This is a genomic window from Rummeliibacillus pycnus (assembly GCF_002884495.1).
In the GTDB taxonomy this organism is placed as follows: Bacteria; Bacillota; Bacilli; order Bacillales_A; family Planococcaceae; genus Rummeliibacillus; species Rummeliibacillus pycnus.
The window spans coordinates 2,597,026-2,619,172 of sequence record NZ_KZ614145.1; the positions used below are offsets into that span (position 1 = coordinate 2,597,026).

General features: G+C 34.3%; 16 protein-coding genes. 5 read left to right on the forward strand and 11 right to left on the reverse strand.

Translation table 11 applies throughout. The features are described from left to right. Nucleotides 1-151: 151 nt before the first annotated feature. Nucleotides 152-1,174, forward strand: a complete 1,023-nt coding sequence (locus tag CEF14_RS12665) for a DUF2804 domain-containing protein (protein ID WP_102693201.1) — start codon at nt 152-154, stop codon at nt 1,172-1,174. A 256-nt stretch (nt 1,175-1,430) separates the two neighbouring features. Here CEF14_RS12665 and CEF14_RS12670 read toward each other — a convergent pair whose 3' ends face one another. Both CEF14_RS12670 and CEF14_RS12675 read right to left on the reverse strand, forming a co-directional pair. Further along, nucleotides 1,431-2,972, reverse strand: a complete 1,542-nt coding sequence (locus CEF14_RS12670) for a COG4705 family protein (RefSeq protein WP_245890164.1) — start codon at nt 2,970-2,972, stop codon at nt 1,431-1,433. A gap of 381 nt (nt 2,973-3,353) precedes the next feature. Continuing rightward, nucleotides 3,354-4,088: a glycerophosphodiester phosphodiesterase gene (locus CEF14_RS12675; RefSeq protein ID WP_102693202.1), complete on the reverse strand. Its 735-nt coding sequence runs from the start codon at nt 4,086-4,088 to the stop codon at nt 3,354-3,356. A 202-nt stretch (nt 4,089-4,290) separates the two neighbouring features. Between CEF14_RS12675 and helD the strand changes: the two genes are divergently transcribed. Beyond that, nucleotides 4,291-6,453: an RNA polymerase recycling motor HelD gene (gene helD / locus CEF14_RS12680; protein ID WP_102694394.1), complete on the forward strand. Its 2,163-nt coding sequence runs from the start codon at nt 4,291-4,293 to the stop codon at nt 6,451-6,453. 126 nt (nt 6,454-6,579) lie between these two features. Here the strand turns inward: helD and CEF14_RS19070 are convergent, their stop codons facing one another. Together CEF14_RS19070 and CEF14_RS12685 are read right to left on the reverse strand one after the other, a co-directional pair. After that, nucleotides 6,580-6,720 carry a hypothetical protein gene (locus tag CEF14_RS19070; protein WP_170061509.1) on the reverse strand — a complete coding sequence of 47 codons (141 nt, stop codon included), beginning with the start codon at nt 6,718-6,720 and terminating at the stop codon, nt 6,580-6,582. A gap of 267 nt (nt 6,721-6,987) precedes the next feature. Next, nucleotides 6,988-7,851: a GNAT family N-acetyltransferase gene (locus CEF14_RS12685; protein ID WP_102693203.1), complete on the reverse strand. Its 864-nt coding sequence runs from the start codon at nt 7,849-7,851 to the stop codon at nt 6,988-6,990. A gap of 117 nt (nt 7,852-7,968) precedes the next feature. On the opposite strand from CEF14_RS12685, the gene CEF14_RS12690 reads away from it, so the two are divergent. Continuing rightward, a complete protein-coding gene (locus CEF14_RS12690; RefSeq protein ID WP_102693204.1) occupies nt 7,969-9,015 on the forward strand; it encodes an acyltransferase family protein in 1,047 nt (348 codons plus the stop codon). A 251-nt stretch (nt 9,016-9,266) separates the two neighbouring features. On the opposite strand, the gene CEF14_RS12695 is transcribed toward CEF14_RS12690, so the two are convergent. The 3 genes from CEF14_RS12695 to CEF14_RS12710 all read right to left on the reverse strand — a co-directional run bounded on the left by CEF14_RS12695 (nt 9,267) and on the right by CEF14_RS12710 (nt 14,101). Continuing rightward, the gene (locus CEF14_RS12695; RefSeq protein WP_102693205.1) at nt 9,267-11,090 is read right to left on the reverse strand and encodes an ABC transporter ATP-binding protein; all 1,824 of its coding nucleotides are present in this window, start codon (nt 11,088-11,090) and stop codon (nt 9,267-9,269) included. Further along, complete coding sequence (locus CEF14_RS12700; RefSeq protein WP_102693206.1) at nt 11,090-12,817, reverse strand: ABC transporter ATP-binding protein; 1,728 nt, start codon at nt 12,815-12,817, stop codon at nt 11,090-11,092. The genes CEF14_RS12695 and CEF14_RS12700 overlap by 1 nt, the downstream gene beginning before the upstream one ends. A gap of 393 nt (nt 12,818-13,210) precedes the next feature. Beyond that, nucleotides 13,211-14,101 (reverse strand): DMT family transporter, encoded by an 891-nt coding sequence (locus tag CEF14_RS12710; RefSeq protein ID WP_102694395.1) that lies wholly within the window; start codon nt 14,099-14,101, stop codon nt 13,211-13,213. A gap of 217 nt (nt 14,102-14,318) precedes the next feature. Between CEF14_RS12710 and CEF14_RS12715 the strand changes: the two genes are divergently transcribed. Continuing rightward, the gene (locus tag CEF14_RS12715; protein ID WP_102693208.1) at nt 14,319-16,331 is read left to right on the forward strand and encodes a sensor domain-containing protein; all 2,013 of its coding nucleotides are present in this window, start codon (nt 14,319-14,321) and stop codon (nt 16,329-16,331) included. A gap of 117 nt (nt 16,332-16,448) precedes the next feature. On the opposite strand, the gene CEF14_RS12720 is transcribed toward CEF14_RS12715, so the two are convergent. Continuing rightward, the gene (locus CEF14_RS12720; RefSeq protein WP_102693209.1) at nt 16,449-16,913 is read right to left on the reverse strand and encodes a threonine/serine exporter family protein; all 465 of its coding nucleotides are present in this window, start codon (nt 16,911-16,913) and stop codon (nt 16,449-16,451) included. 10 nt (nt 16,914-16,923) lie between these two features. After that, nucleotides 16,924-17,673 (reverse strand): threonine/serine exporter family protein, encoded by a 750-nt coding sequence (locus tag CEF14_RS12725; RefSeq protein WP_170061510.1) that lies wholly within the window; start codon nt 17,671-17,673, stop codon nt 16,924-16,926. A 140-nt stretch (nt 17,674-17,813) separates the two neighbouring features. On the opposite strand from CEF14_RS12725, the gene CEF14_RS12730 reads away from it, so the two are divergent. Next, nucleotides 17,814-19,202: a polysaccharide deacetylase family protein gene (locus CEF14_RS12730; protein WP_245890165.1), complete on the forward strand. Its 1,389-nt coding sequence runs from the start codon at nt 17,814-17,816 to the stop codon at nt 19,200-19,202. Nucleotides 19,203-19,273: 71 nt separating this feature from the next. Here the strand turns inward: CEF14_RS12730 and CEF14_RS12735 are convergent, their stop codons facing one another. Together CEF14_RS12735 and CEF14_RS12740 are read right to left on the reverse strand one after the other, a co-directional pair. Beyond that, nucleotides 19,274-20,446 carry a saccharopine dehydrogenase family protein gene (locus CEF14_RS12735; protein ID WP_102693210.1) on the reverse strand — a complete coding sequence of 391 codons (1,173 nt, stop codon included), beginning with the start codon at nt 20,444-20,446 and terminating at the stop codon, nt 19,274-19,276. A 21-nt stretch (nt 20,447-20,467) separates the two neighbouring features. Beyond that, nucleotides 20,468-21,946 (reverse strand): aldehyde dehydrogenase family protein, encoded by a 1,479-nt coding sequence (locus CEF14_RS12740; RefSeq protein ID WP_102694398.1) that lies wholly within the window; start codon nt 21,944-21,946, stop codon nt 20,468-20,470. Between the last annotated feature and the right edge of the window lie 201 nt (nt 21,947-22,147).

A 22,147-nucleotide genomic window follows, 5' to 3' on the forward strand; every position in this document is an offset into this window, starting at 1 on the left:
TGTAAGGACAAATCTTATTGTTACTCTTTCTTGCACTGATATGACAAATAAATAACATTATTAAATGAGTGAACAATATTATACTTTTTTTGGTACAATGGATACATCTAACTTTGTATCTCCTATTTTTATGTTTGAAAGGATGTTTGAATTGACACAGCACGCTGAAAAAGAGATTGTTGATATGACATTACTTTGTGATAAAAAAGGCAACTTAAATCCTGCTGCTATCGGTTATGCAAGAAAGCCTATTATACAAAGTAATTTAAAAGGTCATATTATGCGTAAGAAAAAATGGAATTATTGGTGTGTTTTTGGTGACGACATTATGTTCTCAGCAACAATTAGTCATTTAGATTATGCAGCAGTTTGTTTCGTCTATTTTCTCGAATATGAAACGCAAAGATATTTTGAGAAAACGGTTACAATTCCTCTTGGATATAAACTTAAAATGCCTGAAAATGTTTTAGAAACCGTGTCTTTCAACAACAATGATGTAAAAATTCAACTACTATATTCTCAAGGTGAAACACAGATGACTGTAACCATTCCTGATTTTGATGGAGATCTTCTGCATGCAGACTTAACAATCAAACATCTAGAAGACGATGATTCATTAAATGTTGTCATTCCATGGAACCGTCAAACATTTCAATTTACTGCAAAGCATCATTCTTTACCAGCTAGTGGTTATGTAAAAATCGGAGATAAACGTTATAACTTTTTCGAAGAAGACTGTTTTGCCGTTCTCGATTTTGGTCGTGGAGTTTGGCCACGGGAAGCAACTTGGAACTGGGCTATGGCCTCACAACGTTCTGGAAATCATCGTATAGCGTTAAACCTTGGTGGCCAATGGACGGATGGTACGGGAATGACAGAAAACGCCATATTTATTGATGGCAAAATGCAAAAGATTCATGAGGATGTAATTTTCAATTTTAATAAGAAGAATTTTATGCAACCATGGCATATTACGACGAAATTCACAGATGATATACAACTAATATTTACACCATTTTTTGAACGAGAAGCTACTACAGATGTAAAACTAGTGAAATCTTCTGTACATCAAATGGTTGGGTATTATAATGGTCGTGTTCGCTTAGAAAATGGACATTATATGCCTATTCAACAACTACTAGGAACGGTTGAAGATCATATCGCAAAATGGTAATAATACAGACTAAGAGGTTGTCGAATAAGCATAGTTTAATAAGAAATTTCGTTATTTAATTCATTAAAAATTGCTCTTCCTCATTTTTATGAAGAAGAGCAATTTTTTTATATTTTATAAAATCCCACGGAAAGCATCCACTATTCACTGTAATCAACGGATTAGCATCACATAAGATTAATAACTTTCTGGGATGCCCCTCTTCCTTTGTTTTTAGATTAAAAAAGGAACCGCGATTTACGGTTCCTATGATTTTTTATTTATTTGCTCCGTTTATGACATTAAGCGAATTGTTAAGTGCAGATTTGCACTTGCTTGCATCAGGGTTTGATGAACGAACTGATGCTAAGACAACGTCAATTGTTCCATCAACTTTAGTCCATGTTATGCCATCTATTTTTCTTAGTTTAGGCTCTGACACATCCCATTGATGTTCTAAATCATCAGCACTTTTTTTCGCTGCAGTAAAGTTTTTTGAGTTTACTTGGTTTAACATATCATTTTCAATTTTAGCGAAGTCTGTTAATTGCCCAGCTAATGTAGTTGCTTGCGATGCTGTATTTGCTCCGTTTAAGACACTAAGCGAATTTGTAATGACAGATTTACACTTGCTTGCATCAGGGTTTGATGAACGAACTGATGCTAAGACAATATCAAACGTTCCATCAATTTTAGTCCATGTTGTGCCATCTATTTTTCTTAGTTTAGATTCAGATGCGTCCCATTGATGTTCTAAATCGTCAGCCTCTTTTTTCGCTGAAGTAAAGTTATTTGAATTTACATCCTTTAGCATATTATTTTCAATATTAATAAAATCCGTTAATTGTCCAGCTAATGTAGTTGCTTGCGATGAGACGCTATTACTGATTGAATAATAACTGCCTATACCACCACCTAAGAAAATGCACAGTACTACAATGGTTTGTATCAAAACATTTTTCGCGTTTCCATTTTCTTGGTTTGTTTCTGCTGTATTATTTTTCCCTGTTGTTGTATCAATTTTTGTAACAGCAAGAAAGACGATGATTGCTAAAATAGCTACAAGAAAAATTACACTAGTAGTGGTTGCTCCTAAACCTAACCCCCCATTAACTTTTGGTTGAGATAGGAAATCTCCTAATGATGCTCCAAGTGGACGAGTAAGAATATATGCAATCCAAAACGCTAATACCGCATCGAGTTTCAAGAATTTATATGCCAAATAGATAACAGCAATAATAATAATAACTATTGTTCCTGTTTTAACATAACCAAGACCTAGTTGTTCAGAATATAAATCTCCGACTGCTGTTCCAAGTGCAAAAGTGAAAAGAATAGTAAGCCAATAGAAAACTTCTCTTTTTCTTGTATAGATTGAATGAATCGAAAGTGTTTTTTCACTAAGATACCAGAAAAGAAAAGTTAAGCCTAGCAGGACAGAGAAAACTGCTGTACTAACCTCTAGTCGTACTCCTATATTGTCTGTCAAATTATCAGTTACCAATGTTCCAAATACACTTATTAAAACAACAGTTGTCCAATAAATTGATGGAACATATTTAGTTGCTCTGAATTGAAGAAACAAGAAAATGAAAAATGCTATTCCCATAAGTATGGTAGTGTTCATTAACCCCAATCCAAGGTTAAAATTTAGGAAATCAGCAAATGTTTCTCCGACAGTTGTGCATAAAACTTTGATAATCCAGAAAAAAATCGTAACTTGTGGAACTTTATTTAGCATTTGTCTGCCTAGTGATGGATTGACTGAATTTCCACCTGAATTAGTTGACATATTCTCACTAATTCCTTGATCTTTCATAACAATCGATTCCTCCTAATATTCTTTGTCTATAAACTGTACAGTTATTTCTTTGCCTATTTCGATAAAATGAACTATGTCCTTAACTAATGACATCAAGGCAATTTTAAATACGTAAGAGGCATACACCCATTTTAAAAGAACAACATAAAAGGAATCTTAGTGGATATTTAATAGACAATTAAGATTAGATTAAAAATGAATTAATTACAAAAAACGACAGCAATAAACTGTCGTTTTCCTTCTTAAGATTATTTTTAATTTTAGTTTTTGTTATATCAACATCTGATTGTATTAATGAATACTGTTTTTTCATAAAATCCCTAATGATATTTTACAGCATAAATTCTATACGAAAAACTTGTTAACTCACAATTCCATTCATTTATAGTATCTTTTACTATAAGCATGGCGATACATCTTTTCTGGAAAATCCGTAAAAATAGCATCGACTCCTATTGCTTCCATTAAATCATAATCTTCTTCTTTGTTAATCGTATAAACACGTACTTTATTCCCTAACTCTATAGCCTTTTTCACAGCTTGACGTTTGGCAGCTACAAGCGAAACATGAAGTGCATGCGTACCAAGCATTTCTCCATACTCATCTAAATTGACCAAAATCTTCATGAATAATGCTCCCACTTCATTGTAAGGTGCTTTTTCAATAACTCTTTCTACAATTTCATGGTCAAACGATGAAAACAGTACGCGTTCCATCATATCGTGAGATTTTACCGTTGCTATTACATCGTCTTCTAATCCAGGATATTCAAAAACATCCGTTTTCAATTCGATGTTAATCATATGATGAGTAGCTTTGAAAACATCAAGCACTTCATCTAGGGTTGGTATTTTTTCACCTGCAAATTGCTCACCTTTCCATGAACCAAAATCGTATGAGCGAATTTCTTCAAAAGTCATATCTCGAATATAGCCTTTTCCATTTGACGTACGATCAATTTTTTCATCATGATTGATTACTAAAACACCGTCTTTCGTACGCTGAACATCTAACTCAACTCCGTAAATTGGTAGTCTAGCTGCTTCTCGAAATGATGCTAATGTATTTTCTGGAAAGGTACCCGATGCACCACGATGTGCAAATATATTCATTTGATTCATTCCTCCAACCGATTCTACTTGTTACCTCCATCCTACAGTGCATACCACAATTAAACAACGTTTAACTTCATTTAAAATGATAATAAGCGTATAGTAGTAATTATCACCCTATTAAGAACGGGAGGCTGATTTCGTGACACAACATCCTGATTTTAAAGAAGAAGAACAACATTTAGCTTATACAAAATATTATATGCAAAAATTGTTAGACGAATCAAAACGTGATGTACAAACTGCCCAAGAAAATATTCGTACTGCTATGGCTGATTTAGATTATTTAGATTCCAGTTTAAGCTACCAAAATATTTTAACGAATGCTCGCTTTTTTGATATGGCAAAAAATCAACGTGAAGGATTAGAGGCAATTCGTCAAAAACCTTATTTCGCACGTATTCACTTTCAAAAAGAAAATGAGCCAGCTGAAAAATTGTACATTGGGAAGACATCTTTGTTTGATCGCGAAACACAAGAACCTATAATTGTCGATTGGCGTTCACCCGTTGCAAATGTCTATTATGATGGACGTCTTGGTGATTTAACGTACGAAGTAAATGGTGAGGAATATAAAGGACATCTATACTCCAAAAGACAATATAAAATTGAAAAAGGACGATTACTTGAGGTACGTGATATTGACCTCACGACAAATGATGAGCTCTTGCAAGATGCACTTGCTGGAAAAGCAGATGTTCGGTTGACGGAAATTGTTTCAACGATTCAAGCTGAGCAGAACGAAGTCATTCGAGCACACTTAAAACAACCAATTCTTGTTCAAGGTGCAGCCGGTAGTGGCAAAACAACAATTGCCCTTCATAGAATCTCTTATTTTCTATATACGATGGGCGAACATTTCCGTGCACAAGACTTAATGATTCTAGCCCCCAACAAATTGTTTATCGATTATATCGCGGACGTTTTGCCAGAACTCGGTGTTGGACAAATTTGTCAAACAACATTTGCTGAGTATGTACAAAATGCTACCAATATAAAGCTAAAATTACAAAATCCAAATCAGCAACTGGAAAAGTTAGTGCAACAAGATGAAATAGATGAAATTGCTCTATGGGTATCGAAGATGAAGGGAACTCTAGAATATCGTGATATCATGGCTCAATATGTTGCCAAAATTGAACAAACAATTGCAGATCAATTTGAAGATATCTATATTGAAAAATATCGTATTTTAAAAGCTTCCCATTTACGTAGACTCTTTTTAGAAGACTACAATTATTTACCTCTTGAAAAGAGAATTTCTAAAGTTCGTTCAGTTATGCAAAACCATGTAAGGCAAAAGAAAAAACAGATTCTCTATTCTTTAAAGAAACGATATGATGCGGTTTTAGATAAAGCATTATTTGGTATTCGGGATGATGCAAAACGTAAGGAAGTTGTAACGAAATGGATTGATGAGCGGGATGAACGACTTCCTGCAGTTGAAAAGGAGGCTAAAACTGTAGTCTCACGCTATATGAAGCGGTTTGAAAAATACAAGATTAAACCTCTCTATCGTGAATTTTTAACCAATCGAATGTTACAGGAAGAACTAGCTTCAAAATGGACAAAAGAAGAACATGACCGATTTGAGAAGGCGCATAAGAAAGAAGTATGGGCATTAGAAGACTTAGCGGCACTATTCTATTTACAAGCTAAAATTAAGGGTTTCAAAGACGAATGGAAGATGAAAGTGGTCTTTATCGATGAAGTACAAGATTATAGTCTATTCCAACTTGCCGCTTTAAAAGAGGGGCTTGAAACGGATATGTTCACAATGGTTGGAGACCTTGCACAAGGAATACATAGTTATCGATCGTTAACGAATTGGGAGCCTGTACGTGAGCTTTTCCCAAGAGCTAGCTACAAGACTTTACAAAAAAGTTACCGCACAACGATTGAAATTATGGCTGTCGCCAATCGTATTTTGGAGCAAATGAGTGAAGATCTGCCCCTAGTAGAACCCGTTGTTCGCCACGGTGAAGAGCCTACATTTCATGAAATGATGACATTTGATGCTGAGCAAATCGCAGACATTTATGCTCAAATCCGAAGTAAGGGACACCATTCTATTGCACTTATATGTAAAACAACAGACGAAGCTAAAAAAGCTACTAAAGCCTTGCAAAAAGTAAATATGAATGTTCAAACATTATTCGAAACATCTGAGATTGATCAAGATGCTTTACTTATTATACCTAGTCATCTTGCAAAAGGTCTTGAATTTGATGCTGTTATCATCGCAGCCGTAGACCATCCATTTAGAGATACATCGATTGATCGTAAACTCCTATATGTTGCACTAACACGTGCAATGCATGAATTGCATCTAGTTGCACCTAAGAAAGAAAATTTCCTATTGTAAAAAAAGGATTGGAAACATTAAATGTTTCCAATCCTTTTTTGCGAAGAAACCTCAGTTTATGCATTACTTTTTGCAATCTTCAATTAGGATTTCTCTTACTCCTATCTCTGACTTAGCACAAAGTCTTTACTTTCTAGAAGGAACAGGATAATAACGTTTTTTTTGACGATCAATTTTAGCTACTTTTCGTCCTACGATTTTACAAAGGATTTGGGTGATTAAATTCTTATGCACACTTTCTACTTTTTGTAATGCAGGTAGTCTCATAAAATCCCCCCAAAAGTAAGTTATACTCTTATAATATGTAGCAATCCCCAATATATGTATGGATTATTCGGTGTTTTTTTGATGGATGTCTACTTTTCTCCTTATAATTGATGTCTCTCTTTAAAATGAGGAACTAGGACTAACTTAATATTAGCTTAGCTAGCCCTCAAATATTGCCGTTAACATTGGTTTTAAATAACTTTTTTCTAACAGTTTTACTATCTCCAAAGATAACAAGTTTTATAATTTTTACGCGCGTTTTCCATATTAACTTTTAATAAAATAATCGACTTGATGTAATGGTGTAAATCCTTCTTTTTGGTAAACACTAAGAGCGTTTATGTTATCAATTTCAACATCTAATAAAACTTTGTGTTGTTGCTTTTTGTGAGCTTCATTTTTTGCCCAGCGTAAGATAGCTGAACCAATCCCTTGATTTCTAAGAGCTTGCTGAACTGTTAATGCTGTAACCCATAAACCTGCCTCATTTTCAACGATTGATACTGTTGCAACAATCTTCTGTTTAAACTCTACTATATATAAAGTTCGTCCTAATGTCGTTGTGTTAAAAGAAATGAGTTCATCTGTTTCTTCAGGCATATCGCCAAAACCATCCTGCATTAGTTGAACTAAAATATCTCGATCTTGTTCTTTAAACGGCCGAATATAAATTTCTTTTGCAGGCTCATACGGTTTAGCAGTTGCCTGCAATGTTGCTTCAGATGAATTGTATTCATACCCTATTTGCTTTAAAAACTGATGTCCAGCAACATCATGAAACGACAATCCCATATCACCTGCTGCACCACGTTCAACTAATGCGGTGGTAAACTCTTGTACAAGTGCTGTCCCAATCCCTTGTCTACGATAATTTGGGTGTACAACTGTACTCCATTCATAAGTATTCAGACCAAATAAGTCTATTGCACTAAGTGCACCTAGTAGTTGATCTTCTTCGCTATAGGCTAATACAACAAATCCTTGACTTTCATAGTTACTCCAACTATCAGCATTCAATAGTAGAGCAATGTCTTGATTTTCATTTGTATTTGATTGTTGTATTAACGCTTTTAATTCTTGAATTGTTAACTCGTCAAGTGGATAAGACGCTTTCATTAAAAAGACATCCATTCATAAGTCCCCCATTTTGTAATTATTTTGAAATATAAATGATATAAAATTTTTACTTTTCCCTACTTTTCAGACTACGACTAATGGTATAGAATATCGCAATGGAGGCTTAATTTTATGACTAAAAAACGATTAACCTGGGTCGATGCGACAAAGGGTTTTTTAATGATATTAGTAGTAATTGGACATTATCCTAAACATTTAGACTTCCCATTACTAACCTATATTTACTGGTTTCATATGCCTGCATTCTTCGTTTTAAGTGGTTTATTTTTTAGACCTGCAGACTCTAATGCGACAATGATTCAATCCATTAAAAAACGAACAATCCAGCTAATAATTCCTTATATTTTTTTCCTAACAATCATAACATGTTTACGCTATGTATTAGCATTTATGACAGGTAACACAGAATTAGAATGGTACAAACATGATTTAATGACGATTCTATTCGGTGGACGCTTTGCTCGTGGTTCTTATGGTGTTATTTGGTTTATTACGACATTATTCTTTACTTATATCTTATTCTTACTAGTAACACGCTACTTAAATCGAGTTAACCAAGCTTTGTTCCTAACTTTGTGTTATATACTTGCTCAACTCGAAAGTTTCTATGTTGTCAATATTCTTAATGGACCTGTTGACGCAGCATCACAAACAATTATTATTCCTTGGAATTTAGATGTTGTTTTAATTGCGGTTGTTTATTTTGCCATTGGTTACTACGCGAAGGAAATTTTCCTTCATGTACGCCTACCATTATGGATCACTTGTGTAGCAATTGTTTCAATGGCTATGCGACTTACTTGGCTTAAAGAATTAGATTATCATCTTAGCATGAAATTCATTCGCTATAGTCATCCTATTTTAGATATTGTTCTACCTATAGCATTTCTTATTGTAATCTTTGGTTTCTTCCAATTTATCACAAAATATATCCGTCTAAAGGTATTGGAGTTTATTGAAATGCATTCTATTACAATCATGTATCTACACATTTCGGTTGATAAATTTATGAATGACTTTATAGAATATAAATTACTAGGTTATACATTGTTAGGTCTACTTGTTCCACTAATTATTTCTGTTATTATGAAACGATTTATGCCTTATGCAAATTTATTTATGGGGAATTTCCGTTTCAAAAAAGTTGCAAAATCGTAAAGCTTTATAAATTCAACATACGAAGCAATCTATCCAAAAAAAGCGGTTGATCACCCCATAACCGCTACAAGCAATAAATAATAAGTCACAAGTTAGATAATAGAATAACATTCTTCTTATTTTATTTTATCTTAATCAATACACTTGTAAATTTAAATATTAGCAAAAAGAGCTGTTCATAAGTATTTCACTTATACACAGCTCTTTTATCATACAATAATAATTGCTCCCTCAAATGAAGCTTTTGTTGATTACAACTTTGCTTGTTGTAGCATTTGATAGAATAATCCTTTTGTCTTAATTAGTTCTTTCCTCATACCTGATTCCACCAAGTGGCCTTCTTGCATCACTAAAATAACATCAGCCTTTCTTACAGTATTTAAACGATGTGCAATAACAAAGCTTGTACGCCCTTCCATTAGACGTTCAAGCGCTTCCTGTATTTCTAATTCGGTTACGGTATCAATACTACTTGTAGCTTCATCTAACAATAAGATTGAAGGATCTGCTACAAGTGCTCTTGCAATGGATAGTAACTGTTTTTGTCCTTGGCTTATTTGACTGCCATCTGCTGTCAAATAGGTATCATAACCTTGTGGCAAAGACATGATAAAGTCATGTGCATTCGCTTTTTTTGCTGCTTCGATCACTTCTTCATCCGTCGCTCCTAAATAACCATATCGAATATTATCTTTCACAGTCGCCTCAAATAAGAATGGTTCCTGAAGAACAAAGGCCATTTGGCTGCGTATATTTTTTCTTGAATAGGTTTGTATTGGTCGATTATCGATTAAAATTTGACCATTTTGGACATCATAGAAACGAGCAAGCAGTTGCATAATCGTTGTCTTACCAGCCCCCGTAGCACCGACTAAAGCAGCTGTTTGGCCTTTTTTTATATGGAAACTGATCTGTGAAATTGTCTGATTTTCTTCGTCCGTTTCATATTTAAATGATACATTATCAAATTTGACGTCCCCTTGTATTTTCTGCTCTGGAGCATTTCTAGCATTGTCTAACTCTTCTTTCTCATCCATAATCGCAAATACCCGTTCTGCCCCAGCAATTGCAGATAAGACATTATTAAATTGATTGGCTAAATCATTTAAAGGTCTGGTAAATTGACGTGCATACTCAGCGAATACTACGATTGTCCCAATTGAAACATGGCCTTTTAAAGCAAGTAGTCCTCCAACACCTGCCACAACAGCAAAACTTGCGTTGTTTAACAAATTCATCACTTTTGGAATACCGCCTGAGTAGACATTTGCCCAATAGCCTACTCGCCGTAAGTGACTACTTTTTTCTGCAAATTCATCCATCATACGCTGTTCTTGAGAAAAAGCTTTGACAACTCGTTGTCCTGAAATTGTTTCTTCAATCATCCCATTAAGTGCCCCAAGAGCTTGCTGTTGCGCTTTAAATAACTGGCCTGTTCTCCTTGTAATCCAACGAGTAGAAATAAACATAATAGGAATAATTAGCATCGTCAAAAATGTCAGTAGTGGGCTCATTGTTAGCATAACTACTATTGTACCTACTAATGTTAATATACTGGAAAACACTTGAATAAAAGTACTATTTAATGTTGAACTAATATTATCCATATCATTTGTCATTCGACTCATTAATTCACCATGCTGCCTTTTATCAAAAAACGCTATTGGTAATTGTTGTAATTTTGTGAATAGACTTGTACGCATACGATAAACGGTTTGTTGTGCAATACCAATCATCCAGTAGTTTTGTAAAAAGAGCGACACCGATAAACCTATATAGATCAATACAAGGCTTAAAATCATCATTTTCAAACCAGAAAAGTCTTTTTTCATTATATGATCATCTATTATCTTACCAATAAAATAAGGACCTAATAATGACAAAATGGAGCTAAGTACAACCATTACTAATACAACTATTAATAGCCCTCTTTGCTCATCAATAAGTCTCCATATGCTACCTAAAGTTGATCGCCAATCACTTGCTCTTGCACCTTTTCTCTTTTTAGAAGATTTAATATCATCCTTCGTAAGAACTGGCTCATAACCAGTAGAACGTAACCACGATCTAATCATCACTTGCCACCTCCTGTTCCTGCCTGAGATTGTGCAATTTTTTGATACAGCGTTGAACTATTCATTAGTTCATCATGTGTACCAAAGGCAGATACAACGCCATCTTCTAACAGTAGAATTCGATTTGCACCTTGTGCAGTATGAATTTTTTGCGTGACTACAAGCATAGTTGCTCGTTCATCAGCAAGAGCCTCCCATAATGCAGACTCCGTTTTTATATCAAGAGCACTTGTACTATCGTCTAATAATAAAAACTCAGGTCTACGTATAATCGCTCTAGCAATTGATAATCGTTGCTTTTGTCCACCTGATAGATTAACACCTTTTTGACCTACCCGTGTTTGATAACCATTTGGAAAATGCATGACTGAATCATGAATTTGTGCCTTTCGTGAAGCTTTTTCTACTTCTTGCAATGTAGCATCGGTTTTACCCCAAGTTACATTTTCGAAAATAGTACCTGTAAAAAGCAGAGAACGTTGTGGTACATAGCCAATGGCATTTCGTAAATTCTCTACATTCCATTCCTTACTATCTACACCATCAATTATAATTTGACCTTCCTCAATAGCATAAAACTTTGGAATAAGCTGTAGTAAGGTTGATTTTCCTGAACCTGTTGAACCCATAATGGCAATTTTTTCACCTTGTTCACAAGTAAATGAAATATTCTTCAATACATATTGATCAGTGTGTGGATATTTAAATGACACATTTTTAAATGTTATGATTCCTTTGTTTAATGGTACCTCTTTTGTTGAATGTACGATGACATCTTCAACCCCATCTTCGATAAGAAGAATTTCTTCCATTCTAGTAGCTGATGCCTTCGCACGTGAGAATAACATAATAATGAATGCAAACATTGAAAATGATCCTGTCATACGCATTGTATAATTAATAATTGCTGCTATGTCTCCTATTTGCGTTTGCCCTTTTTGTATTTGTACTGCTCCAAACCATAAAACGGCTAACATTGCTAAGTTCATGACAATTAACAATATAGGTTGAATATATTCCATTAACCGTAGTGCATTTGATGTATCCTTTTTCAAAGCATTTGCAATCTTTTCGAAACGACTTGCCTCGTATAAGCCTCTTAAATATGCCTTTACTAATCGCATAGCCTGTAGATTTTCTTGGATTAAACGATTTACTCTATCTACTCTACGTTGTACCATTGCAAACTGACTAATACTTTTTTTCACCATAAAATACATAAACAGTACGAGTATCGGTACCCCTATAACTAAGTACACAGCTAATGATGGATTAACATAAAACGCCATTATTAAACTACCAATTACAACTAATGGAGCACGCATCATAATACGTAAACTCATAAAGAATACTTGCTGTACTTGTGATACGTCATTTGTTATCCTTGTAATCAATCCTGCAGAAGGAAAACGTAAAAAGGTTGTCATTGTAAATGACTGTACTTTTCTAAATAAAGCATTTCGTAAATCATAGGCAAAATTCTGCGCTGCATACCCTGAAAAAAAAGAATTTAAGATACCAGCAAAAAACGCTAAAAATGCTAATGCTAACATAATAGTTCCCCATAACCCAACCGTATGAAGGTCTTTTACAACTATTCCTTCATCAATAATTTTCCGTATCAGTAATGGTTGTGTAAGCTCGACGGCTAATTCAACGAACATTAACATAAGCGCAATACAAGCAGGCACTTTATATGTCTTTATGTATTGAAAAATTGTTTTCAATATAAAGCCCCCTCCCGATATTCTATATAGTGTAATTGTCATTAATTATGCCATATATATTCGTTACTCGAAATAAAGAAGCTCCATAGAGTAAAACTTCCTTTAGTGATAGTTCCTTTATCTCCACTAAAAAGAACTCCCTTCCTATAGCAAAGGGTTCAACTTCCTGTTGAAACAAACTAACCAAGCTTTTACGGGTAGTTTCACACACCTATCTTCTTCACCTTTTCAATTTCCAAGCAAATTTTTATGAAAATGGAATTTCATAATCCTATAGCATACGGCCTCTTTAAAGAGTCAACCTGCTTGTTAATACGAGATAAAAAAAGATGTCTTATAAGTGACGTTCTCTACTTATAGACATCTAAAAAAATATGGATAGGATTATTTTTTTTAATTTTGCTTTCTTTGTTTTTGTTGGCGATCCCCTTCAATGGAGAGCCAAGTAACACAAATAAGCATAATGATAACGCCAACAACTTGCCATAGTGCAAGTGTTTTTCCAAGCCAAATAACTGATATCGCCATTGCCGTTAATGGCTCCATACTTGATAAAATACTTGTTTCAACTGGCGTTATGTATTTCATACTGCTTAAAAATAATACAAATGCGATTGTGCCAAAGAATATGATTCCGATTAACATAAATGCTATAGTTGGTTCTAAAAGAGTATTCCATAAATGAGAGTTCCATACACTGATCACAACTCCCAATATTAAGCCACCAATGAGCATTCCCCAGCCCACAACAATTAATACGCCCCACTCTTTCATTAGTGTAACTGGATATAGTGTATAGAAGGCAAATGTAAATCCTACACCAATCCCCCAAGCAAGAGCTGTTTTACTAACTAGCAAATTATCAAATGATGCATTTGTTAATAACAAAAACAAACCAACTAAAGTCCCTAATATACCAAACACCTGGTACTTTGGTGGTAACATTTTATTTGCAAATGAAACAAATAGCACTACAAAGATAGGAGCCAAAAACTGTAGCAATGTTGCTAAGACCGCACTACTAGCGTCTATTGCAGCTACAAACGTATATTGAACACCTAACATGCCTATAACGCTAAATATAATAAGTCTTTTCCACCATACAGGGTGTTTCCAAATAGACATAATATCGTTTTTGGTTATGAGTAAAAATGATAGCAATAATAACCCTGCAAAAAATAATCGAATGGTTAACATAAATGATACTGTCAAATCACTATTTGCCAAAACCCATTCCATCATTGGTCCGGTGGCTCCCCAGAGCATGGCACCTGATATAATCATGACAATTCCTTTTATCCTATTTGTTGTATGATCCACTACATCATCCCTTTCCTTTGAATATATATTACTGTATTTCAAACAAATTTTTTGGGTATTTTAAATTCCACATTCATTTTTCCTAAAAAAATTATTTTTACTTGATTATCTATTACTAATGACTTATCATTCTACTTTTACTATAATAGTAATACAGTAATTTCAAGGAGACCTAGAATTCATGAATGATATTCAAACAATTTTTCAAACTGCTAATCCGATATTGAGCCAGATACCGTATCCTATGATGATTTTAAATACGGATGGTATTGTGATCGCATGGAATCGTCAAGCAGAAAAAACATTTGGCTATAGTGCAGAAGAAATACTAGGGAAGTTTACTCCTTTTATCGAAAAGAACGTAAACTATTTTTATAAAGACTTATGGCAAAAAGTTATTCATTCTACCGATCCAATGCATGTTGAATCCATAACTTTTCCAACAAAAAAAGGTGAAGTAATTAATACACCGATCACTTTAAAAGCATTTACGATTGATAATAATCGCTATATTTTCTGTCAATTTAACTTAGAAGCTGATGAACAACAAGATTTACTAGCTTTCAGTGAATTTTCAAGTATTCGAAATGGTCTAGAATCTTCTTTTATGATGCTTTCTATAGATCAAGATGGATTAATTACATACGCAAATAATCTATTCTTAAAATATAGCAAATGGACACCAAAAAGAATTATCGGAAAGACTTTTTGGCAAATGTTCCCTCAAACTCCTGAAAGCGTAGTCATAGCAGATACAATTTGGGAGTCTTTACAAAACAGTAAACAATGGAAAGGTGAAGTTGAAAAAATCACAAAAGATGGCCAATCCTATTGGGTAGATTTAACAGCGATTCCCGTTTCCACTTCTTCAAAAAAACCTTCTAGTTTTATCTTGTTAGAAAACGATATTACTGAGAAAAAGCGATTACAAAATCGACTTGAAAAAATTGCCTATATTGATCAAGAAACAGGGTTAATGAATCGTTATCGTTTAGAACAAGTTGTCAATCAAATGATTACAGAAAATCATCATTTTACTCTTGTCTATTTTAGCATTGATAAATTCTATTCTTTAAAAGAACTATATGGCGATCAAGCTGAACAAAAATTACTTCAAGAATTTACGCAACGAATGAAAATGTATTTTCAAGACAGCTCAATGGCTCGCGTGAGTATTGATGAATTTGTTGTTTTAACACCACTTGGTGAATGGTTTATTCAAGGTTTTCTTACATATTTAGAACAGCATCCAATCTATATAAATAATACAACTTTACCTCTTTCAATTAGTGGTGGTATTACAAAATATCCAGATGATCAAATTTCTTTTTCACATCTTATGAAAGCTTCATATGCTGCAATTCAAAAAGTGCAATCTGAAGGTGGTGGCAGCATCTCAAGTCTTACAAAAGCAGATCATAAAGCTTTACATACAAAATCTATCATTGAAAAACGACTTTTAGTGGCACTTGATAAAAAAGATTTAAAAGTTCTTTATCAGCCACAGTTAGATTTAAAAACCGGAAAAATTACAACAGTAGAAGCTTTAGTTCGTTGGGATGATGAAGAAATTGGTACAGTTTCACCAGAAATATTAATTCCAATAGCTGAAGAAACTGGACTAATCAATGATATTGGTTCATTTATGTTAGAACAAGCATGTTTACAAGCAGCAGAGTGGCATAAAAAAGGATTAGATTTAAAAGTCAGCATTAACTCATCTGTTCGTGAGTTCCGTGATAAAAATATGGTGAAACAAATACGTAGAATCCTTGAAGACACTGGTTGTCCAGCAAATTTAATTCATATTGAGATTACAGAAAAGTTTGCATTAGAAGCAGAAGCAGAAACGTCTATCATACAACAAATGAAACAATTGCAAAATGAAGGGATTATATTTGTACTTGATGACTTTGGTACAGGATATGCTTCATTCAGATATATGCAACTATTGCCATTATCACAAATTAAAATTGACCAAATGTTTATCTCAACTATTCAATATCAACCGAAAAGTCAAATGCTAATTCAAGGTATGATTCAATTTGGAAAGTCAATCGATATGTGCGTACTTGCAGAAGGCGTTGAAACACAAGAACAACAAGATATCTTAACAGAATTTGGATGCGACGCTATCCAAGGTTACCATGTAAGTCGCCCAATTGAAGCAAAAGAAGTTGAAAAGCTACTATAAAGTGACACTTCACTTATATAATTTTCCTCTCACATGAAGAACATTCTATCCATAATAGATAGTAAAAAGCGATTGAATCTTTTTTAACAGGAATTCAATCGCTTTTATAATAAATTTTTATGAAGATAGCTTGGATAGTTTTGCTTTTCTTTTACGAATTCCATTAAAAATAAGTTGCATAAATACCTCTGCAAATACTAACCCCATTACGATAGCACCTGCAATGATAAAAACCCTTGCACTATATTGAATACTTTTAGCATAATCATTTTCTACAATAGTACGCATGGCATTATATGCTAGGCCACCCGGGACTAAAGGAATAATTCCTGCAACACTAAATACAATCATTGGTGTCTTAAATTGTCTTGCAAGAATATGGGCCACAATGGAGATCAAAAAAGCACCTGCAAAGGTAGCAAAAACTGCATCTACACCTTTTTGTAAAAAAGCATAATAGATAAGCCACCCTATCATACCAACTAAGCCACAATGGAATAATGTCTTTTTGGGTGCATTAAATATAATTCCAAACCCTGCAGTCCCTATAAAACTAAGCATTCCTTGAATTAGCCAATCCATATAATTCCTCCTAAAAAGAAAGTGCTAGAGCTATGCCAGCACCAATTGCAAAAGCTGTTAGAAGTGCTTCCATTCCTTTTGCAACACCAGATACAAAATGTCCTGCCATTAAATCACGTACAGCATTTGCAATTGGTAGCCCCGGCACTAATGGCATGACAGAACCAATCACAATTTTATCAAGTTGATATCCCCAGCCCACTTTAATCACTAAAACTGAAAGTAACCCCACAAATAAGGATCCTGTAAATTCTGCAAAAAACTTTACTTTTGTTAAAGAATGCATTGCTAAAAAAATCAGATAACCAATTCCACCAATTATGACAGCAAACGGAACATCAATCCAAGTACCATTAAATAAAATTAAAAAACAGCCACTCGCAATTGCTGAGGCCACAACCTGGACCCAAATTGGAAAAAATAAATTAGTACGTTCAATCTTTAGTAACTCTTCATATGCCTCTTCCAGAGTAAACACTCCAGCAGTTAATTTCCTGGAGACTGAATTAATAAGTGCAATTTTTTCTAAGTCTGTCGTTCGACTCGAAATCTGTGCAATTCTTGTAGGACGTTTATGACCGGCAGAAAATATAATACCGGTAGGTGTAACGAAACTTTGGGCATCTGTTAATCCTTGAGAACTTGCCATTCTAAGCATCGTGTCCTCTGCACGATACGTTTCCGCTCCGCTCTGAATCAGCATACGTCCAGCGAGAAGAAAACAATCAATAGCTAATTCTTCTTGTGTTGTTTCAATCATTTTCCCTCTCACCTCATGAGTAAATTTATCTTTCTTAAAAAAAATTTAACAAAATGTAATATTTTTAAAACTTTTTACTCTTTTTCCATGTCTAATAAGTTAGAATGAAATCATCAAATATAAAAGGAGGAAGTTGTGAAGTGACTACTATTTATTCAAAGAAGAAACCACGTTGGGTTAACCTTCTAATAATAGGCACCATCCTGACATTAACCGCTTTAATACTATTTATAGTTTCTGCACAAGATGAGAATGTTTCTTCCAACAATTCGGATCACATTGCATTGGCTGCTTCATCAGATATTGTGAAAGAAAAATCAAAATACGATGGACTATTTATTGTGACAGAAAAGTCAAACAATAAAAATGCACCTTATATTATCCAATATCCCAATACAACTAGTAAAGTATTCAATCAATCTGTAACAGATACTATACATAAAATTCGTGATCAATATTTAAAAGATATGGAAGTCTCAGTTCATAAAGACGACAAATTAGTTGGTAGCCTTAACATTACCTATAAAACTACAATACATAAAAAAAACTATTACTCATTTGTTTTAACACAAAATCAATACAATGGTATAGGTTCTAAACAAAAAAATGTAAAAACTTTTATGTATGATCAGAAAAACAAAAAACAAATTTTGCTTCAAGATGTTATTCAATCTCAAAAAGATCTTACTCTATTATCTAAAGCAGTAAAAGCACAAATGAGTAAGGATTCAGATTTAAAAAAATTAATGACTACGACTGCGGTTAAAGAAGAGACAAAACCAATTTGGGCAAACTTTGAAAACCATTCTCTTACTGACAAGGCATTTACTTTTTATTTTGATGGCAGTAAACTATCTACTAATATTACACAAATAAAGACTGTCAATATTCCTTTATCTACTGTTAATAGTATACTTGCAAAACCGTTTAAAGTAGAAGAGAAAAAAATAGTTCAGAAAAAACCGAAAAAACTTGTAGCATTAACATTTGATGACGGTCCTAGTAAAACTGTCACACCCAAAATCCTAAAAACCTTGAAAAAACACAATATAAAAGCAACATTCTTTATGGTTGGTTCTCAAGTCGATGAAAATCCTAAAATGGCAAAACAAGTTCAAGAAGCAGGTCATGAAATTGGAAATCATACTTATTCACACCCTAATTTAAAAAACCTTACAAATGCTCAAATTAAAAACCAATTATCTAGAACGACTACGGCTATAAAAAAAGCGACTGGTCATAATCCTACACTCTTTAGACCACCGTATGGATCTGTAGACAAAAGAGTGCGTGCCCAAACGAAATTACCTGTCGTTTTATGGAGCGTTGATACACTGGATTGGCAACATCATAATTCAAAAAAAATATTAGACTATGTAAAAAAGGAAACTTATCCAGGTGCTATTATTTTAATGCATGATATTCACATGCCAACTGCAGATGGACTAGAAGCTGTGATTACTTATCTTCAAAAACAAGGGTATACATTTGTAACCGTTTCGGCATTAAATTCAAATAAAAGGAAATAATACAAAAGGGGTATCTAAAAGTTCAATTAGAACATTTAGATGCCCCTTTTTCTAATTATATTTGTCAGATATTATCCCTTAACAATATTTGTTGAGCGATGTTTTGTCTCTTTAATAACAACCCCACGATGTTGCATTTCACGCATGTATTCTACTCCTGGTACAATTTTTTCTGGTGGGAAAACACCTCTTTCAGAAATTGTTCCATCGCCAATTAATTGGGCAACAACTGAAATAGTGTTTGCAGTTGCTAATGCCATAGCGGTTTCATTATTTTCTTGATCTCTATAAGTAACCATTTCATATTCATAAGTAACAGCTTCTTCATTACTTTCTCCACTTACTACAACACGTAGTAAAACGACATCCTGTTTATCCCCAAGTTCAATTTTACTTTGTAAGACTTCACGCAATACATCCCGCGCCTTAATCGTAGATCCGTTAATCGTAACTTCCGTTTCTTTACTTGTTAAACCTAAGTCGACAAGTAATTTGAACTTCTCTGCATGTCCAGCATATCGAACAGTTTTATATTCTAAAGTTTGAACATTTGGGAATGATTGTGGTAATGTCGATAAACCACCTGAAGTATGGAAAGCTTCTAAACCACTAAATCCTTTGAAGTAAAATGGTTCAATTTCTGATAATGACGGAATTTCCCTTAGCTTGCCATTACGTACAACATGAGAAACATCCGTATAATGGTCGAATACACCTTCCAAAGAGAAAACAACATTATATTCTAATGGTGGCTCTTTTACTACCGGAATACCACCTACATAAATTTTAATAGATTTTACATGGTCTAATTGAGAAGCACCGAAACCTGCTAGTATATTAATCATACCTGGTGCCACACCTAAATCTGGGATAAGTGTAATACCTTTTGCTTTCGCTGCATTGTTTAGTTTTAAAATTTCATCTGTTACGCCACCTATATGTCCACCTAAATCAACTGAATGAACGCCAACCTCAATAGCTGTTCGTGCTACTTTTTCGTTAAACTGATAGAATAACGCATTGACTACAACGTTTGCTTTAGACATAACTGATTTAAGTTGATGATCATTTGTCGCATCTAATTGTAGCACCTCAATTTTATCCGTCTGAAGTGTATCTGCAAATTGCTGTGCTTGTGCTACATTTAAATCTGCCAAGTAAACTCTTTCAACATTATGGTTTCTCACTAAATCGCGAGCTACTTCTTTACCCATTAAACCAGCACCCAAAACTGCAATTTTCATACTGTACTCCCCCTCTTAGGATTATTCTGTATCGATTTGAGCTCTTTGTAATTTACCACTGTAGTCAATGTAAATACTTTTCCACTCTGTATAAACATCCAATGCAGCAATTCCAGAATCCCTATGACCATTCCCCGTACCCTTTGTTCCACCAAATGGTAAGTGTATTTCAGCACCAGTTGTCCCTGCATTTACATAGACAATCCCCGTGTCTAAATCACGTTGAGCTTGAAAAGCTTTATTGATATCGTTTGTAAAAATAGAGCTGGAAAGGCCATATTGAACGCTGTTGTTGACTTCAATTGCTTCTTCTAAACTCGAAACAGTAATTAATGATACAACAGGTCCGAAGATTTCCTCTTGAGCAATACGTGCATTAGGAGCTACATCTGTAAACAATGTTGGTTCATAAAAATAACCTTGATCATATGGAGGTTCTTTTAAGATTTTGCCTCCTGTTAATAATTTTGCTCCCTCCTGCTGACCAATTTCTACGTAACTATTAATCTTGTACAATGCGGCTTTATTAATCACTGGACCAATTTTAATAGATTCATCAAGCCCATCACCTATAGATAATTTTCCCATCTCTTCTAATAGGCGTTTTTCTAACTCTTCTTTTATATCTTTATGCACAATTACACGGCTACATGCTGTACAGCGTTGCCCGGCTGTACCAAATGCACTCCATAAAACACCTTCCACAGCTAGATCTAAATCTGCATCATCCATCACAATAACAGCGTTTTTGCCACCCATCTCAAGAGATACTTTCTTCAAATGATGTCCACCAAGTTCTGCTACTTTTCTACCAGTCGCCGTTGAGCCTGTAAATGAAATTACCTTGACGTCCGGGTGCTCAATCAATGATGTACCAACGTCACTTCCTGAGCCAAAGACAACATTTGCTACTCCGTTTGGCAAACCAACCTCATCAAAAATTTTTGCCATTTCATACGCCATCATCGGTGTTTCTGTCGCTGGTTTCCAAACTACCGTATTTCCAGCTACAATAGCAGGAAATGACTTCCACGTAGCGATTGCTACAGGAAAATTCCACGGTGTAATAAGACCCACAACACCGATTGGGGCACGAACACTCATAGCAAATTTATTGGCTAACTCAGAAGGCGTTGTCTCGCCAAAGAGCCTACGACCTTCACCGGCCATATAGAAAGCCATATCTATTCCTTCTTGTACTTCCCCCCTGCCTTCCTCAATCACTTTACCCATTTCTTTCGTTAGGACTTGTGCAAGGTGTTCTTTCTTTTCTTTCATCTTTTGGCCAATTGCAAATAAATAATCAGCTCTTTTTGGCGCAGGCACTAAAGCCCATTTTTTTTGTGCCTCTTTAGCAATAGCCACTGCTTCATTTACCACACCTTTTGATGCCATTGGTACAGTTGCTAATTTCTGTCCATTTGCTGGATTAAAAACCCCAACATAATTTTCATTCTCAAATGTCTGAAATTTCCCGTCAAAATAATGCTGTAGTTGTATACTCATGTATACCCTCCTCATCCAATGCATTAAATTGCTGTATTAACTAATAATATTTCTACAAAACGCAGAAATACCCTTTTATTTACCAAGGATATTTTTGTCTTAGTATTCATAAGTTTGAAAAGTTGAAACTTTTTTTATTAGCACATCGCATTTATACTTATACTGAACAGATTATACGATTCGGAGGTAAATAAT

Bases quoted from the DNA above. Each gene is read 5' to 3' on its own strand.
- CEF14_RS12670 (WP_245890164.1), bottom strand. From the start codon at position 2,972: ATGAAAGATCAAGGAATTAGTGAGAATATGTCAACTAATTCAGGTGGA.
- CEF14_RS12675 (WP_102693202.1), bottom strand. From the start codon at position 4,088: ATGAATATATTTGCACATCGTGGTGCATCGGGTACCTTTCCAGAAAAT.
- helD (WP_102694394.1), top strand. From the start codon at position 4,291: ATGCAAAAATTGTTAGACGAATCAAAACGTGATGTACAAACTGCCCAA.
- CEF14_RS19070 (WP_170061509.1), bottom strand. From the start codon at position 6,720: ATGAGACTACCTGCATTACAAAAAGTAGAAAGTGTGCATAAGAATTTA.
- CEF14_RS12685 (WP_102693203.1), bottom strand. From the start codon at position 7,851: ATGGATGTCTTTTTAATGAAAGCGTCTTATCCACTTGACGAGTTAACA.
- CEF14_RS12690 (WP_102693204.1), top strand. From the start codon at position 7,969: ATGACTAAAAAACGATTAACCTGGGTCGATGCGACAAAGGGTTTTTTA.
- CEF14_RS12695 (WP_102693205.1), bottom strand. From the start codon at position 11,090: ATGATTAGATCGTGGTTACGTTCTACTGGTTATGAGCCAGTTCTTACG.
- CEF14_RS12710 (WP_102694395.1), bottom strand. From the start codon at position 14,101: ATGATTATATCAGGTGCCATGCTCTGGGGAGCCACCGGACCAATGATG.
- CEF14_RS12715 (WP_102693208.1), top strand. From the start codon at position 14,319: ATGAATGATATTCAAACAATTTTTCAAACTGCTAATCCGATATTGAGC.
- CEF14_RS12720 (WP_102693209.1), bottom strand. From the start codon at position 16,913: ATGGATTGGCTAATTCAAGGAATGCTTAGTTTTATAGGGACTGCAGGG.
- CEF14_RS12725 (WP_170061510.1), bottom strand. From the start codon at position 17,673: ATGATTGAAACAACACAAGAAGAATTAGCTATTGATTGTTTTCTTCTC.
- CEF14_RS12735 (WP_102693210.1), bottom strand. From the start codon at position 20,446: ATGAAAATTGCAGTTTTGGGTGCTGGTTTAATGGGTAAAGAAGTAGCT.